Below are 15,177 nucleotides of genomic sequence, written 5' to 3'. Positions count from 1 at the left end.
GGGTTTCCTCAATATGAAAATGGCGAGCAGGAAGCGCACTTCCTGCTCGCCAGTCGCCAAACGCTTTTCTTGCTTTTAGAGCCGCTCGACGATGGTCACGTTGGCCATGCCGCCGCCTTCGCACATGGTCTGCAGGCCGTAACGCTTGTTGTTCTGCTTGAGTGCATTGACCAGCGTGGTCATCAGCTTGGTGCCGGAGCCGCCGAGCGGATGGCCGAGCGCGATCGCGCCGCCATTGACGTTGAGCCGTGCCGGATCGGCACCGGTGGTCTTCAGCCACGCCACGGGCACCGCCGCGAACGCTTCGTTGACCTCGAACAGGTCGATATCGTCGATCGACATGCCGGCCTTCTCCAGTGCCCGCTTGGTGGCGTGCAGCGGGGCGTCCAGCATGATGACGGGGTCGCCGCCCATCATGGTCATGTGATGGATGCGCGCCAGCGGCTTGACGCCGAGCGACTTCAGGCCGCGTTCGTTGACCACCATCACACCGGAAGCGCCGTCGCAGATCTGGCTGGCGCTGGCGGCGGTGTGCTTGCCGTTCTCGGCGATCAGCTTGACGCCCTTGATGCCGTCGAGGCTGGCGTCGAAGCGGATGCCTTCGTCGACATGATGGGTGTCGGTCGAGTTGTCGGCGCGGGTGATCTGCAGCGAAACGATCTCGTCCTTGAACTTGCCGGCTTGCGTCGCGGCAATCGCGCGCTGGTGGCTCTCATAGGAATAGGTGTCGAGCTGTTCCTTGGAGAGCCCGTACTTCTCCGCCATCATTTCCGCGCCGGTGAACTGGCTGAACACGATGTTCGGGTATTTCGCCTCGAGGCCCGGGCTCTTGTAATGGCCAAAACCGTTCTTGGCGGGGAGCTGTGAAGCAAGGCCCATCGGAACCCGTGTCATCGATTCCACGCCGGCGGCGATCACGATGTCCATTGAGCCGGCCATCACCGCCTGCGCCGCGAAATGCAGTGCCTGCTGCGACGAGCCGCACTGACGGTCGACCGAGGTGGCGGGCACGCTCTCGGGAAGCTTCGAGGCCATCACCGCGTTGCGGGCGATGTTGTTGGACTGCTCGCCGGCCTGCATCACGCAGCCCATGATCACGTCCTCGATCTGGGCCGGATCGACGCCTGAGCGATCGACCAGCGAATTCAGCACGGAAGCGGCCAGATCGGCCGGATGCCAGCCTGCGAGACGTCCGCCCTTGCGGCCGCCCGCGGTACGCGCGGCGGCGACGATATAGGCCTCGGCCATGTCTGTTCTCCCTTGGATTGTTTGTTGGTGGGTGTCGGTAGGTTGGGCCGGATTTAAGGGGTGCTCCGGGATTTAGTCAATCAATCAATTAACTCTTGAGTGCAGGCGCGGCATGCGCTTATGTGCGGCCCGGATTTCCGGCAGGTGAGGGAATGGGATCACCGTTGAATACCAGCGTACCGACAAGGCTTCCGGGCGGTAAGAACGGCACCGCCGAGAAGCTGCTTGTCGCGGCGAGCGAGCTGATGATCGAGCGCGCCTCGATCGAGGTGTCGCTGTCCGACATCGCGCAGAAGTCGGGTGTCAACGCAGCCTTGGTGAAATACCATTTCGGCAACAAGGACGGGCTGTTGCTGGCGCTTCTGGCGCGCGACGCCGCGACCGAGATGTCGCAGCTCGAATATCTCATCAGCCAGCCGATCTCGCCGACTGCAAAACTCAAACTGCATATCGGCGGCATCATCCGCGCCTATTATCAGTTCCCGTATATGAACCGGCTGATCCACTACCTGCTGCATGAAAGCAGCACGGAGGCGGCCGACGAGGTGTCGAAGTTTTTCGTGGCGCCGCTCCTGGAATTTCAGCGGCGGCTGCTTGCGGAGGGCATCAAGGCCGGCGAGTTCCGCAACATCGACCCTGTGATGTTCTACACCAGCCTGGTCGGCGCCTGCGATCACCTGTTCTTCGGCCGCCACGCGATGTCGCGGGCGACCGGCGTCGGCCCGGTCACCGATGAAGTCTGCCGCGAATATATCAAGCATATGGAAGCGCTGATCTGCGGCGGCATGTTGAGCGGGAAAGGTGCCGCCGCCGAATAACGATCGCGGACACTCAGTAGTCTACCAACCCAGAGAAGAAACTCCCAAGGAAAGGTTGTTACCATGCAGTTGCAAGACGTAGCCGTTCTCATCACCGGCGGTGGCTCCGGCCTCGGCGCCGCGACCGCCCGCGCCATGGCCGCCAAGGGCGCGAAAATCGGTGTGATCGACCAGAACAAGGAAAACGCCGAGAAGGTCGCCGCCGAAGTGAAGGGCGTTGCCCTCCACGCCGACGTCACCGACGAAGAGGCGATCAAGGCGGCGATCGCAAAGGCCGAAGCCGCGCACGGCATCGCGCGCGTGCTGATGAACTGCGCCGGCATCGGCGGATCGCAGCGCACCGTCGGCAAGGACGGCGTCTATCCGCTGGCAAAGTTCGTCCGCATCATCAATGTCAATTTGATCGGCAGCTTCAACGTGCTGCGGCTGTTTGCCGAACGGCTGGCGACCGAAGCCCCGATCGGCGAAGAGCGCGGCGTAGCGATCAATACGGCGAGCGTCGCTGCCTATGAAGGCCAGATCGGCCAGATCGCCTATTCGGCGTCGAAGGGCGGGATCGTCGGCATGACGCTGCCGGCCGCACGCGACCTCGCCAGCCTCAAGATCCGCGTCAACACCATTGCGCCCGGCCTGTTCCTGACGCCGCTCTTGATGGGCCTGAACGAAGAAGCCCGTAAGAGCCTCGGCGCCCAGGTGCCGCATCCGGCCCGCCTCGGCGATGCCTCGGAGTACGGCAACCTCGCGGTCCACATCGTCGAGAACCCGATGCTCAACGGCGAGACCATCCGCCTCGACGGCGCCATCCGCATGGCGCCGCGGTAGGCTGTACTGCTCTTCCTTCTCCCCTTGTGGGAGAAGGTGGCGCGGACGCAGTCCGCGACGGATGAGGGGTTCTATCCGTCTGGCAACCCCTCACCGTACTGAGCATGCGGCCGACGGCGGTGATGCCCTCTCCCACAAGGGGAGAGGGCGCAGCAACTGGCACCGCGTTCGCGGATGTAGGAGTTCGACGTGACTCAACCGCTGCTGATCGAACACAATGACGGCGTCGACCGGGTCACGCTCAATCGCCCGGACGCCCTCAACGCGCTCGATCCTTCACTGATCGACGCACTCAACGCCTATTTCGAGGGGCTGCAGCGCAATCGCTCGACCCGCGTGGTGGTATTGAAGGGCGCGGGCGCCTCGTTCTGCGCCGGCCTCGATCTCAAACAGGCAATGAAGCGCCGCGCAGGCCAGCAGGAGCCACCAGGGGTGACCGAGTCGCTGGATTCGCAGCGCCGCATTGCCGACATCGTAATGCTGATGCGGCGCTGCCCGCAGCCGATCATTGCGCTGGTTCAGGGTGCTGCGGCCGGCGGCGGATTTGCGCTGGCGCTCGCCGCCGACATCCGCATCGCCACCAAATCCGCACGGATGAACTGCGCCTTCATCAAGCTCGGCCTCGGCGGCTGCGACATCGGCACATCCTATTTTCTTCCGCGGCTGGTCGGCGTGTCGGTGGCATCCGAACTGATCCTCACCGGTCGCTTCATCGGCGCAGAACGTGCGCTTGCGGTCGGTCTCGTCTCCGAAGTCGTCGAGGAAGGCGGGCTCGACGCGGCAGCGGAGCCTTACGTCGATGCGATGATGACGGCTTCCCCGGTGGGCTTAAGGCTGTCGAAGGAATGCCTCAACATGAGCGTCGATGCCGGCTCGATCGAAGCCGTGATCGCGATGGAAGACCGTAATCAGGTGTTGTGCAGCCGTTCGGAAGAATTCAACGAAGGCATCAGGGCCTTTCTCGAAAAGCGAAAGCCTGTCTATATCAAGCGATGACGACAAGATCCGCAAAGGACTGAATTCCGGGAGACGCAATATGAGTGGGAGTGCAGCCGCAGTGCTGACCAAGCCGGCCTTTCGCAAGATCGAATGGCTGGCGCGCGACATCGCGGTCGAGCGTCGTCCGGATGGCGTCATCATCCTGAAGTCGCGCATTCCGCTGCAGCCTTACGAAAAGCATATTCCGGCGTCGCTTGCGAAATGGGCGAAGCAGGCGCCTGAACGCATCTGGCTGGCGCAACGTGGCGGCGCAGATCGGCAATGGCGCAAAGTCTCTTACGGCGAAGCCAAGCGCATCGTCGACGGGCTGACACAGGGCCTGCTCAATCTCGGCCTCGGGGAAGGCCGTCCCGTTGCGATCCTCTCTGGCAATTCGATCGAGCACGCACTGATGACGCAGGCAGCGATGCAGGCGCGCTTGCCGGCCGCACCGGTGTCGCCGGCCTATTCGCTGATGAGCCAGGATCATCTCAAGCTCAAATATCTCTTTGACCTGATCAAGCCTGCCGTCGTGATGGTGCAGGATGGGCCGACATTCGAGAAGGCGTTGAAGGCTCTCGATCTGACCGGCGTCACCGTCGTTCACGTCTTGCGGCCCTGCGAAGGCATCAAGAGCGTGTCCTTTGCCGATCTCGCCGCGACGCCGGTGACGAAAGCGGTCGAGGACTCGATTGCGAAGATCACGCCCGATACCGTCGGCAAGCTGCTGTTCACCTCGGGCTCGACCGGGATGCCGAAGGCCGTCATCAATACGCAGGAGATGATGTGCGCCAATGCGGCGATGATGATGCAGGTGCGGCCGCGCGATCCGAACGGGCCGATTGCGACCGTGCTGGACTGGATGCCGTGGAACCACACCATGGGTGGCAATGCCGCGTTCCATCCGATCCTGGTCGATGGCGGCACGCTGTATATCGACGACGGCCGGCCGATGCCCGGCCAGCTCGAAGAGACCATCCGTAATCTGCGCGAGGTGTCGCCGACCTATTATGCCAACGTGCCCGCGGGTTACGCGGCGCTCGCGGCCGCCATGGAGAAGGACGACGCGCTGTGCCGCAGCTTCTTCAAAAACCTTGGCATCATGGCCTATGGCGGGGCGCGGCTGCCTGACGATCTCTACGACCGCATGCAGGCGCTGGCGGTGAAGACCACCGGCGAGCGCATCGTCTTTTACACCGGCTGGGGCTCGACGGAGACCGCGCCGACATCCACCGGCACCTATTGGGATACCGAGCGCGTCGGCCTGATCGGCCTGCCGTTCCCCGGCGTCGAACTGAAGCTGGTGCCGTGCGGCTCGAAATACGAGCTGCGCCTGCGCGGCGTCAACGTCACCCCGGGCTATTTCGGCCAGCCTGATCTCACGAAGAAGATGTTCGACGAGGAGGGTTTCTACTGCATCGGCGATGCCGGCGTGTTCGTCGATGACAACGATCCGCTGCAGGGCATCATTTTCGCCGGCCGCGTGGTCGAGGATTTTAAACTCACGACCGGCACCTTCGTTCATGTCGGCTCGCTGCGCACCGACGCGATCGCGGCCGCGACGCCTGTTGTGCACGATGCGCTGGTAGCCGGGCAGGACCGGGAATTCATCGGGCTGTTGGCCTGGCCCAATCTGCACGCCTGCCGGCAGATGGTCGGCAATCCCGATGCGACGTTCGAAGATGTCGTCAGGCATCCCGAGGTGATCGCCTGCCTCAAGCGCGGGCTGGAAGCGCATAACGCCTCCGCCACCGGCAGCAGCATGCGGATTGCGCGCGCCATGCTGATGGCCGAGCCGCCCTCGATCGACGGCAACGAATTGACCGACAAGGGCTACATCAACCAGCGCGCCGGCCTGGAGCGCCGCGCGGCACTGGTGGAGAAGCTATACGCCGACAAACCCGGCGAAGACGTCATCATCCTGAACTGAAAACGCAAGCACCAACGCGAGTAACCGCCATGAACTTCGATTTTTCCGACGAACAAAAACAAATGCGCGACGAAGCGAGGAAGTTTCTCGCCGAAAAATGCCCGCCGAAGGCCGTGCGCGAGGTACTCGACGGCAAGGCGCCGTATGACAAGGCGCTGTGGCAGGGCCTTGCCGAGATGGGCTTTCTCGGCGTCGCGATCCCGGAAGAATTCGGCGGCGCCGGTGCGGGCCATCTTGAACTCTGCGTAATCGCGGAAGAGATGGGCCGTGCGAATGCGCCGGTGCCGTTTTCCTCCACCGTCTACCTCGCCGCCGAAGCGCTGCTGCTGGCAGGCTCCGACGCGCAGAAGCAAAAATGGCTGCCGAAGATCGCAAGCGGCGAGGCGATCGGCACGCTGGCGCTGTTCGAAGGCAAGGGCAATCCGTCGCCGAAGGCGATCAAGCTGCAGGCCTCCGGCGGCGCGCTCAATGGCGTGAAGACGCCGGTGTTGGATGGCGCGATCGCCGATTTCGCGGTGGTCGCCGCACGCACCGGCTCCACGGGGCGCGATTCCGATATCTCGCTGTTCCTGGTCGACCTCAAGGCCGGCGGCGTCGAAGTCAAGTCGCTGACCAATCTCGATCCGACCCGGGGGCAAGCCGAACTCACCTTCAAGAACGCCAAGGCCGAGCCGCTCGGCGCTGCAGGCGACGGCTGGAGCATTTTGACCCAGGTGCTCGACCGCGCGGCCGTGCTGCTCGCGTTCGAACAGGTCGGCGGCTCCGACCGCGCGCTCGAAATGGGCCGCGACTATGCGCTGGATCGAATTGCCTTTGGCCGTCCGATCGGCTCGTTCCAGGCGGTGAAGCATATCCTCGCCGACATGTATGTCTCGGCAACGCTGGCGCGCTCGAATTGCTACTACGGCGCCTGGGCGCTCTCCACCAACGCGTCGGAATTGCCGGAAGCGGCAGCGGCTGCGCGCATCAGCGCGACGCAGGCATTCCAGCACTGTTCCAAGAACAACATCCAGGTTCACGGCGGCATGGGTTTTACGTGGGAGTTCGACTGCCACATGTACTACCGCCGCGCCAACACCACCGCGCTGACGCTCGGCAGCCTGTCGTATTGGGAAGACCAGTTGATCGACCGCATGCGCAAGAAGAACGCGGCTTAAGAAATTGTGCGCACTAGGCAGGGACGACCGGTTGAATTTGAAGGACCACGCTTATGAACTTCGACGACACCCCGCAGGAAGCCGCGTTCCGCGCTGAGGCCAAGGCGTGGATCTCCGCCAACGCGCCGAAGCAATATGAGGAGGAACTTCGAAAGTCCTCGCTCGGCCGCACCGTGCTCAAGGGCGCCAACATTCTGGAGGTCGCAAAGGCCTGGCAGAAGAAGAAGGCGGATGCCGGCTGGGCCTGCCTGCACTGGCCGAAGGAGTATGGCGGCCGCGGATCGTCGCCGATCGAGCGCGTGATCTGGCAGCAGGAAGAGGGCCCGTTCGGCAAGCTTAGCGGCATGTTCATCATCGGCCACGGCATGTGCGGGCCGACCATGATGGCGTTCGCCGGTGAGGAGCAGAAGCGCAAATACCTGCCGCCGCTGGCCTCGGGCGAGAAGGTCTGGTGTCAATTATTCTCCGAACCCGCGGGCGGCTCCGACGTCGCGGGCTTGCGCACCCGCGCCGAGAAGAAGGGTGACGACTGGATCATCAACGGTCAGAAAATCTGGACCTCGGGTGCGCACTACTCTGATTACGGCATTCTGCTGACGCGAACCGATCCTAATGTCGCCAAGCACAAGGGCCTCACCATGTTCTTCCTGGACATGAAGAGCCCGGGCGTCGAGGTGCGGCCGATCAAGCAGGCCAGCGGCCAGTCTGATTTCAACGAGGTCTACTTTACCGATGTGAAGATTCCGGATTCGCAGCGGCTGGGCGCCGTCAACGACGGCTGGAACGTGTCGCTGACCACGCTGATGAACGAGCGCATGTCGATCGGCGCAGGTGTTTCGACCGGTTTCCCCGAACTGTTCGACTTCTGCAACAGCCTGATGCTGGAAGATGGTCCCGCGATCGAGGACCGCAGCGTTCGCTCAAAGCTTGCGAACTATGCAGTGAAGGCGAGCGGCCTGCGATACACCAGCATGCGCGCGATCTCGGCGCTGTCGAAAGGCGAGCGGCCGGGGCCGGAAAATTCGATCGGCAAACTGGTCGCGGGATCGATGGTCCAGGAAGTCGCGATGTACGCGCTCGACCTGCAGGGCGCCGCCGGCGTGCTGAGCGGGCCGGAGGACGCCGAAGTCGCCGGCAAATTCCAGGCGATGCTTTTGCGTGCGCCGGGCACCCGCGTCGAGGGCGGCACCGACGAGATCATGCGCAACATCATCGCCGAGCGCGTGCTCGGTCTGCCCGGCGATATCCGTGTCGACAAGGACGTGCCGTTCAACAAGATCCCGACCAAGGGAAGGGCGTAACAGATTCGTAGGATGGGCAACGCGCAAGCGTTGCCCACCGCGTCAAACTCAAATGGTGGGCTCGCTTCGCTTAGCCCACCCTACGCAGAAAAAAAGGAAGCCGCCATGAACTTCGACGACACCCCGCAGGAAGCCGAATTCCGCGCTACCGCCCGCAAATGGATCGAGGCCAACGCGCCGAAGAAATATGAGGCGGAGCTGTCAAAATCCTCGCTCGGCCGCATCCGGCTGGAGAAGGAAGAGATCGTCGATGTCGGCAAGGCCTGGCAGAAGAAGAAGGCCGAGGGCGGCTGGGCCTGCCTGCACTGGCCGAAGGAATATGGCGGCCGCGGCGCCACGCCGATCGAGAAGGTGATCTGGCAGCAGGAAGAGGGCGTCTATGGCAAGCTGACGCAGCCGTTCCAGATCGGCGAAGGCATGTGCGGCCCGACCGTGATGGCGTTCGGCAGCGAGGAGCACAAGCGCCACTATCTGCCAAAACTCGCCTCCGGCGAACATATCTGGTGCCAGCTCTTCTCCGAGCCGGCCGGCGGCTCCGACGTTGCGGGCCTGCGCACCCGCGCGGAAAAGAAGGGCGACAACTGGATCGTCAACGGCCAGAAGATCTGGACCTCGGGCGCGCACTACTCCGATTACGGCCTTCTGATCACGCGCACCGATCCCAATGTGCCCAAGCACAAGGGCCTGACGATGTTCTTCCTCGACATGAAGAGCAAGGGCGTCGAGGTGCGACCGATCAAGCAGGCCAACGGCATGCAGGAGTTCAACGAGGTCTATTTCACCGACGTCGTGATTCCCGATCATCAACGCCTCGGCGCTGTCGGCGACGGCTGGAACGTGTCGCTGACCACGCTGATGAATGAGCGCATGTCGATCGGTTCGCGGCTCGCCACCGGTTTCCCGGAAATGTTCGAGTTCTGCGCGAACCTGATGACCGACGATGGGCTCGCAATCGACGATCCCGCCACGCGCTCAAAACTTGCGAGCTGGGCGGTGAAGGCGAGCGGCCTGAAATACACCAGCTACCGCGCGATTTCGTCGCTCTCCAAGGGCGAGCGGCCGGGCCCGGAGAATTCCATCGGCAAGCTGGTGTCCGGCACGATGCTGCAGGATATCGCGACCTATGCGATGGATCTGGAGGGCGCGGCGGGCGCACTCACGGGCGCGGATGAGCAAGTGGCGAGCGGCCAGTTCCAGCAGATGCTGCTCTCGTCACCCTCGATGCGCATCGCCGGCGGTACCGACGAAATCCTGCGCAATATCATCGCCGAGCGCGTCCTCGGCCTGCCCGGCGACATCCGCGTCGACAAGGACGTGCCATTCAACAAGATCCCGACCAAGGGGCGTTGACCATGGATGTTGCGGCAAAGGCGCGTTACGCGACGGAAGATCGTATTGGCGTGTTCGAGGAGCTCCTGAACGAGCGCTATTCCGTTCGCGCGTTCCTGCCGCAGGAGGTGCCACGCGAGACCATCGAGCACGTTCTGAGCGTGTCGCAGCGCACCGCGTCATGGTGCAACAGCCAGCCATGGCAGGTGCTGATCGCGAGCGGCGAGGCCAAGGAGAAATTTCGCAAGGCGATCTATGCCGAGGCCGCGTCCGGCGCCAAGGACGATCACGACTTCACGCCGCCGCGCGAATATCTCGGCGTCTATCTCGAACGCCGCCGCGAGAGCGGTTTTCAGCTCTACAACACGCTCGGTATCGTCCGAGGCGACAAGACGGCGTATGCGAAGCAGGCGCTGGAGAACTACAACTTCTTCGGCGCGCCGCATGTCGCGATCATTCACACCGACGAGCCGCTCGGCATCTACGGCGCGGTCGATTGCGGCGCCTATGTCTCCAACTTCATGCTCGCGGCGCAGGCGCTCGGTCTCGGCACCATTCCGCAGGCCGCGCTGGCGCGGCATTCCGGGCTGATCCGCCGGCACTTCAGGCTGGCCGACGATCGCCGTGTGGTTTGCGGCATTTCCTTTGGCTTCGCCGACCACACCCACAAGGTCAACAGCTACCGCACCTCGCGGGCGAGCGTTGCCGATACCGTTACGTTCGTCGACTAGGGCCGGAAACAAAAAACGCTCCACATGCTGGAGCGCTTGAAAAAAGTTTGCGACGGAACGGCTTCAGTTCAGCGGGCCGTCCGGCGGCTATCCCGTTCAGGTTTAGCACAGACGGAGGCTCATCTGCAGCGGAACGTGCTTCGGAAGTCCGTGGAATACGTGTTCTGATGCAGCATGTCCGGACATCCGCGGGCTTGACCCGGGCATCCATCGGCTTCAAAGCAGGCTGCCATCTTTTCGATGGATTGCAGGATCATCCCCGATCAGGTCGGGGACCGGCGCCCGGCAATGACGAGATGGAAAAACGAAAGGCATCCAATGAAATTTGGACCCGCAAAGCACTTCATCGCGCTCCTGCTGGCAGCCCCTTTGCTCACCGGCTGCCTCGAACGCGGTCAGCCGACCATGGTCGACAGCAGCGCCGACGACGACGCATTCTGCCGCGCCAACAATGTCGCCGTGGGCTCGAACGACTATGTCAACTGCCGCAAGAACCGCGACGTGCAGCGCGGCAATGCCAATGCCCGCGCCGACCGTTCCCAACGCAATATGGCCGAGCAGATGCTGAACAATCCGGTCAGGCCCTAACCAGGAGGCCCTCATGAACGAAGACGTTTTCAACGCCAGCCTGCGCAAGTTCCTGAAGAAAGTCGGCATCACCTCGCAGCGCGAAATCGAAAAGGCCGTGCGCGACGCGATTGAGGCCGGAAAGCTCAAGGGCAATGAAAAGCTGCCAGCGAAGATGGTGCTGATCATCGGCGGTGTCAGCCTCTCGCACGAGATCACCGACGAGATCGAGCTGGGTTAGGCGCGATCTCTTCCCTTCTCCCCTTGTGGGAGAGGGGGGATCGAAGGAGCGTAAGGTCGTTCGAGACGGTGAGGGGTCTGTCTCCGCGGAGAGAACCCGCACGGAGTTTTTGAGGAAGGCGTGAACGTGAGCATTATGGTCGGGCTTGACCTAGCCACCGGCTTACAAGCTCCCGGACGCGCTGTGGCGCGCATGCACTGCACAAGAGAGCCGGTTTCTACTTGTCAGGCCATCTCAGACACTAAATACTGAGTGGGCAAGTGATCTCATTCCAAAAACGGGCCGACGAAGAAGCGAAGTTCCGGCAGTTCACCATAATCGCGTACGCTCAGTGAGTGTGCATAATGAGTTTGGAGTTGGCCAGAGCTGATGCCCCCCCGGCCCGCTCCTCTATTGGATGGCCGCCGTGGGCCGCCACGATCGCAGTCGGAATCGTCTTTTTTCTCGCAGCGCGCCTTAGCCTTGCTCTGCTCGACAAGGCAGACGGCGTCGCGGTGTTCTGGCCGGCGGCGGGCGTAGCCTCCGGCATCCTGGTGGCGTTCGGGTCGAGCGTTCGGTGGCCGGTCGTAATCGGCGTAGTCGCCGCCACTTTTGCAGCCAATCTGCTTAGCGATCGCAATCTTGTCAGCACGACTTTTTTTGCCGTGGCCAATGCCGGTGGTCCCCTCATTGTCGCAGCGCTCATCCAGCGATTTTTTGGCGCCCCATTTGAGCTGAATGAGCTACGTCGTGTCTTTGGATTGTTCGGCGCCACGATCATTACCGCTATTTTCAGCGGTATCGTGGGCACGCTTGGATTTGCGCTCTTTCATCCCTCGGTCGCACCGGCCACGACGATATGGCGTCACTGGTTCGTTTCGGAGGCGCTGGGTACCATTACAGTCGCGCCGCTTGTAATCGGGCTTGCTTCATTCTTGCGCAATGCTCCGCCCCGGCGCGAAGTTGCGGAGGGGATCTTTGCGCTCGCGCTCGCGGGTACATTGTGCTTGCTCCTGGTCTTTCTGCCGAATGAGCCGTGGATACTCGAACTGGCGATTGCCTCGTTCTGTCCGCTGTTCGTGTGGATCGCTGCCCGTGTTCGCCCTGCCTTTACGGCTGTCGCAACGTTCATGTGCGCGATCACGATTGTGTGGACAACGATATTTGGCGTTGGCCTTTTCGGCGATGCGCGTTTGCCTCTCGAAGAGCGTGTGCTTTCTGCTCAGGCGACCATTCTGGCCACGTCGTTCGGTGCGCTCGTTTTGGCGGCCCTGTTCAGCGAGCGGCGGACACACGAACTCGCGATACTCGAAAGAGAGCAGCGGCTGGAAGAAGCGCTCCGGGCCGGCGACGTGATAACCTTTGATTGGGACCTTCGCGCCGGGCTGGTACGGCTGAGCCAGAATGCGGCGGAAATCCTGGGCCTTGGGCCGAGAGAATCGCTAAGCAGCGAGGAATGGATAAGACAAATCCACCCTGACGATCGCGCGTCGATCACAGCCCGCTTGAGCACTGCCGGTCCGGACCAGCACCCGCACTCGATGACATTCCGATTTTCGCGGCCGGATGGCCGCGGCGAAGTGTGGCTGGAGCAGGTTGCAGTTGCGCACTTTGGCTCAAAGGGAAAGCCCACGCGCATCAATGGGCTGACGACCGACGTCACGGAGCGGAAGCGATTTGAAGAAGAGATTTCCCGCGCCTGGAGGTCGGCGGAATTGGCTGATCGGGCAAAATCCAGCTTCCTTTCAGCCGCCAGTCATGACCTGAGACAGCCAATGCAAACCCTCAGGTTCCTGCAGGCGTCCCTTGAGCCACACCTCCCGGATGGTGAGGGACGCCGCCTGGTCGACGGAATAGCGAGATCTCTCGACACGATGTCCAGCATTCTGTCGAGCCTGCTCGACGTCAATCGCCTGGAGGCCGGGAATCTCCATCCGTCGAAGAGCGACTTCGCGATCAATGAAGTATTTGATTCCCTGACAGCCGACTTCGCCGATTCCGTTGCTGACAAAGGATTGCGGTGGCGCATGGTCGGATCGAGGTTGCTGGTTCGTAGCGACAAGGGAATGCTCGAAGCAATGTTGCGCAATCTGCTGTCGAACGCAGTACGATATACGGATCGGGGAAAGGTTCTGCTCGGCTGCCGCCGTGCGGGTGACAAGATTCGGATTGAAGTCTGGGATAGCGGAATCGGTATCGCACGGGATCAGCTGCCTCATGTATTTCAGGAGTACTACCAGGGCGCTCATGGCGCGGAGCGCGGTGGCTTCGGATTAGGTCTGGCGATCGTCAGGCGCCTAGGGGAGATGCTCGGCCACAGGATCGATGTACGATCCACACCCGGCAAAGGCACCGTGTTCTTGATTGAGGTCCCGCGGGGAGACTCAAGCCGTGACACTACTAAAAGGACGCAAAGGCCGAGATATGAGAGCGACCTTCCCAATATCATTCTTGTTGTTGAAGACGAGACGAGCGTCCGGTCCTCACTCAGTCGGCTGCTGAAAGCGAGAGGTGTGGAGGCGATCGCGGTTGCAACGGCGAATGACGCGCTCGCTCGGATCAGCCGACAAGAAGTCCGTCCCGACTTGCTGATATGTGACTACAATCTTCGCGGATCGCCAAACGGCCTTGACACTGTGAAAGCTCTGCGCGCGGAACTTGCCTGGAACATCCCGGCCATTGTTATGACCGGTGATATCCGATCGGAAACGGTGAACTCAATTGCTGCGCACGGCGTTGCCGTCCTGATCAAGCCGTTCGTGGCAGACGACCTGCTGCAACACATTGCACGGCTTCACAAGGAAGCGATTTCCGGCAGTTCAACCAGCCTGCCCGGGTAGCGCTTGTGGACGCATTGGGACGCAGTCTCCGCAAAACTCGCGGTTCTTATCGGCTCGCCCGGTCGTCCTTCAAATCCATCTTCGAATCGATGCTATAAGAGCGGCATGGAACAACTTGCAATCAAGCTGCTGGGGTTTGCCGCCGCTGCGTGTACGACCCTCGCTTATGCACCGCAGTTCGTGAAGGTCTGGAGAACCCGCTCCACCGAAGACATTTCGCTTGGAATGTTCCTCGTCATGCTCCTCGGCCTGCTGCTCTGGCTGTTGTACGGCGTGCTTTCCGGAGATGCGCCGCTGATCGTCGCGAATGCGATTACGATCGTCCTGGCCGGCGGAATCCTCTGGATGAAGCTGAAGTACGGTTGAAGCGAAGCCAGCAAACAAAAACGCGGCGGGATGAACCGCCGCGTTCGAAATTCATCAATCCGAATCGGGAAGCCCCTTACTCCTCCTCGTCGTCCTGCTTCTTGCCGCCGATCGTCTTCAGCTTGGCGAACACGGCGTCGACGTTGAGGTCGTCTTCGGTCTTCTCGCTCGGCTCGAATTCCGGCTCCTTCTTGGTGGTCTCGGAGGCCGGCAGCAGGGTGGCGCCGCCGTAGGCTGCGGGCACCGGCTTTTCCTTGGCGGCGCGCTGCACTTCGAAATCGAGCTCGATCTGCGAGCACAGGCCGAGCGTCACCGGGTCCATCGGGGTCAGGGTCGAGGCATTCCAATGGGTGCGGTCGCGTACGCTCGCGATGGTCGTCTTGGTGGTGCCGACCAGGCGCATGATCTGCGCGTCCTTCAGCTCGGGGTGGTTGCGGACCAGCCACAGGATCGCGCTCGGCCGCTCGTGGCGGCGCGACACCGGGGTATAGCGCGGGCCCTTCTTCTTGGCGGCCGGCGGCAGGACAACCTTGCTCTCGCCGAGCCTGAGGCGGTAATTCGGGTCTTTTTCGCCCTTTTCGATCTCGTCGCGGCTCAATTGGCCGGTCGAAATCGGGTCCATGCCCTTGATGCCCTGGGCGGCGTCGCCATCGGCGATGGCGCGGACCTCAAGGGGGTGCATTTTGGTGAAATCGGCCACCTGGTCAAAGGTCAGCGCGGTATTGTCAACCAGCCACACGGCAGTCGCTTTTGGCATCAGCGGTGCATTGCTCATGGCAAATCTCCTTTGTGCCTCGCCCACCCCTTTTTGGAGGGCGAAGCCTATGGTCATCGGTGATGACGGGAATTAGGGGGCTATATACGCCTTCC

At 62.1% G+C, this 15,177-nt stretch carries 14 protein-coding genes; 12 read left to right on the top strand and 2 right to left on the bottom strand.

The annotated features are described in order from the left end of the window. Window positions 1–75: 75 nt before the first annotated feature. Complete coding sequence (locus tag ACVWVY_RS02725; RefSeq protein WP_456624930.1) at window positions 76–1,248, bottom strand: acetyl-CoA C-acetyltransferase; 1,173 nt, start codon at window positions 1,246–1,248, stop codon at window positions 76–78. A 152-nt stretch (window positions 1,249–1,400) separates the two neighbouring features. On the opposite strand from ACVWVY_RS02725, the gene ACVWVY_RS02720 reads away from it, so the two are divergent. From ACVWVY_RS02720 to ACVWVY_RS02665, 12 genes are all read left to right on the top strand, one after another. Beyond that, complete coding sequence (locus ACVWVY_RS02720) at window positions 1,401–2,066, top strand: TetR family transcriptional regulator (RefSeq protein ID WP_456624929.1); 666 nt, start codon at window positions 1,401–1,403, stop codon at window positions 2,064–2,066. A gap of 63 nt (window positions 2,067–2,129) precedes the next feature. After that, on the top strand, window positions 2,130–2,888 hold the full coding sequence (locus tag ACVWVY_RS02715) for an SDR family NAD(P)-dependent oxidoreductase (protein WP_456624928.1): 759 nt from the start codon (window positions 2,130–2,132) through the stop codon (window positions 2,886–2,888). Window positions 2,889–3,077: 189 nt separating this feature from the next. Then, window positions 3,078–3,884: an enoyl-CoA hydratase/isomerase family protein gene (locus ACVWVY_RS02710; RefSeq protein ID WP_456624927.1), complete on the top strand. Its 807-nt coding sequence runs from the start codon at window positions 3,078–3,080 to the stop codon at window positions 3,882–3,884. A gap of 40 nt (window positions 3,885–3,924) precedes the next feature. After that, a complete protein-coding gene (locus ACVWVY_RS02705; protein ID WP_456624926.1) occupies window positions 3,925–5,796 on the top strand; it encodes an AMP-binding protein in 1,872 nt (623 codons plus the stop codon). 29 nt (window positions 5,797–5,825) lie between these two features. Continuing rightward, window positions 5,826–6,953: an acyl-CoA dehydrogenase family protein gene (locus tag ACVWVY_RS02700; RefSeq protein WP_456624925.1), complete on the top strand. Its 1,128-nt coding sequence runs from the start codon at window positions 5,826–5,828 to the stop codon at window positions 6,951–6,953. Window positions 6,954–7,006: 53 nt separating this feature from the next. Next, on the top strand, window positions 7,007–8,254 hold the full coding sequence (locus tag ACVWVY_RS02695; RefSeq protein WP_456624924.1) for an acyl-CoA dehydrogenase: 1,248 nt from the start codon (window positions 7,007–7,009) through the stop codon (window positions 8,252–8,254). A 105-nt stretch (window positions 8,255–8,359) separates the two neighbouring features. Then, the gene (locus ACVWVY_RS02690) at window positions 8,360–9,604 is read left to right on the top strand and encodes an acyl-CoA dehydrogenase (protein WP_456624923.1); all 1,245 of its coding nucleotides are present in this window, start codon (window positions 8,360–8,362) and stop codon (window positions 9,602–9,604) included. A 2-nt stretch (window positions 9,605–9,606) separates the two neighbouring features. Further along, a complete protein-coding gene (locus tag ACVWVY_RS02685; RefSeq protein WP_456624922.1) occupies window positions 9,607–10,314 on the top strand; it encodes a nitroreductase in 708 nt (235 codons plus the stop codon). A 318-nt stretch (window positions 10,315–10,632) separates the two neighbouring features. Beyond that, window positions 10,633–10,902 (top strand): hypothetical protein, encoded by a 270-nt coding sequence (locus ACVWVY_RS02680; protein ID WP_456624921.1) that lies wholly within the window; start codon window positions 10,633–10,635, stop codon window positions 10,900–10,902. A gap of 13 nt (window positions 10,903–10,915) precedes the next feature. Further along, complete coding sequence (locus ACVWVY_RS02675; protein WP_456624920.1) at window positions 10,916–11,122, top strand: DUF6494 family protein; 207 nt, start codon at window positions 10,916–10,918, stop codon at window positions 11,120–11,122. Between the two features lie 344 nt (window positions 11,123–11,466). Next, the gene (locus tag ACVWVY_RS02670) at window positions 11,467–13,941 is read left to right on the top strand and encodes an ATP-binding protein (RefSeq protein WP_456624919.1); all 2,475 of its coding nucleotides are present in this window, start codon (window positions 11,467–11,469) and stop codon (window positions 13,939–13,941) included. 105 nt (window positions 13,942–14,046) lie between these two features. Beyond that, on the top strand, window positions 14,047–14,307 hold the full coding sequence (locus ACVWVY_RS02665) for a SemiSWEET transporter (protein ID WP_456624918.1): 261 nt from the start codon (window positions 14,047–14,049) through the stop codon (window positions 14,305–14,307). A 76-nt stretch (window positions 14,308–14,383) separates the two neighbouring features. Here ACVWVY_RS02665 and ACVWVY_RS02660 read toward each other — a convergent pair whose 3' ends face one another. Further along, the gene (locus ACVWVY_RS02660) at window positions 14,384–15,082 is read right to left on the bottom strand and encodes a DUF1013 domain-containing protein (protein WP_108512191.1); all 699 of its coding nucleotides are present in this window, start codon (window positions 15,080–15,082) and stop codon (window positions 14,384–14,386) included. Window positions 15,083–15,177 lie beyond the last annotated feature (95 nt).

This window comes from Bradyrhizobium sp. URHC0002, assembly GCF_054059515.1.
Note: the sequence above shows the minus strand (reverse complement) of the source record. Positions and strands in the feature narration are given on the sequence as shown.

Bases quoted from the DNA above. Each gene is read 5' to 3' on its own strand.
- ACVWVY_RS02705 (WP_456624926.1), top strand. From the start codon at position 3,925: ATGAGTGGGAGTGCAGCCGCAGTGCTGACCAAGCCGGCCTTTCGCAAG.
- ACVWVY_RS02690 (WP_456624923.1), top strand. From the start codon at position 8,360: ATGAACTTCGACGACACCCCGCAGGAAGCCGAATTCCGCGCTACCGCC.
- ACVWVY_RS02670 (WP_456624919.1), top strand. From the start codon at position 11,467: ATGAGTTTGGAGTTGGCCAGAGCTGATGCCCCCCCGGCCCGCTCCTCT.
- ACVWVY_RS02700 (WP_456624925.1), top strand. From the start codon at position 5,826: ATGAACTTCGATTTTTCCGACGAACAAAAACAAATGCGCGACGAAGCG.
- ACVWVY_RS02695 (WP_456624924.1), top strand. From the start codon at position 7,007: ATGAACTTCGACGACACCCCGCAGGAAGCCGCGTTCCGCGCTGAGGCC.
- ACVWVY_RS02675 (WP_456624920.1), top strand. From the start codon at position 10,916: ATGAACGAAGACGTTTTCAACGCCAGCCTGCGCAAGTTCCTGAAGAAA.
- ACVWVY_RS02680 (WP_456624921.1), top strand. From the start codon at position 10,633: ATGAAATTTGGACCCGCAAAGCACTTCATCGCGCTCCTGCTGGCAGCC.
- ACVWVY_RS02715 (WP_456624928.1), top strand. From the start codon at position 2,130: ATGCAGTTGCAAGACGTAGCCGTTCTCATCACCGGCGGTGGCTCCGGC.
- ACVWVY_RS02660 (WP_108512191.1), bottom strand. From the start codon at position 15,082: ATGAGCAATGCACCGCTGATGCCAAAAGCGACTGCCGTGTGGCTGGTT.
- ACVWVY_RS02685 (WP_456624922.1), top strand. From the start codon at position 9,607: ATGGATGTTGCGGCAAAGGCGCGTTACGCGACGGAAGATCGTATTGGC.
- ACVWVY_RS02720 (WP_456624929.1), top strand. From the start codon at position 1,401: ATGGGATCACCGTTGAATACCAGCGTACCGACAAGGCTTCCGGGCGGT.
- ACVWVY_RS02725 (WP_456624930.1), bottom strand. From the start codon at position 1,248: ATGGCCGAGGCCTATATCGTCGCCGCCGCGCGTACCGCGGGCGGCCGC.
- ACVWVY_RS02665 (WP_456624918.1), top strand. From the start codon at position 14,047: ATGGAACAACTTGCAATCAAGCTGCTGGGGTTTGCCGCCGCTGCGTGT.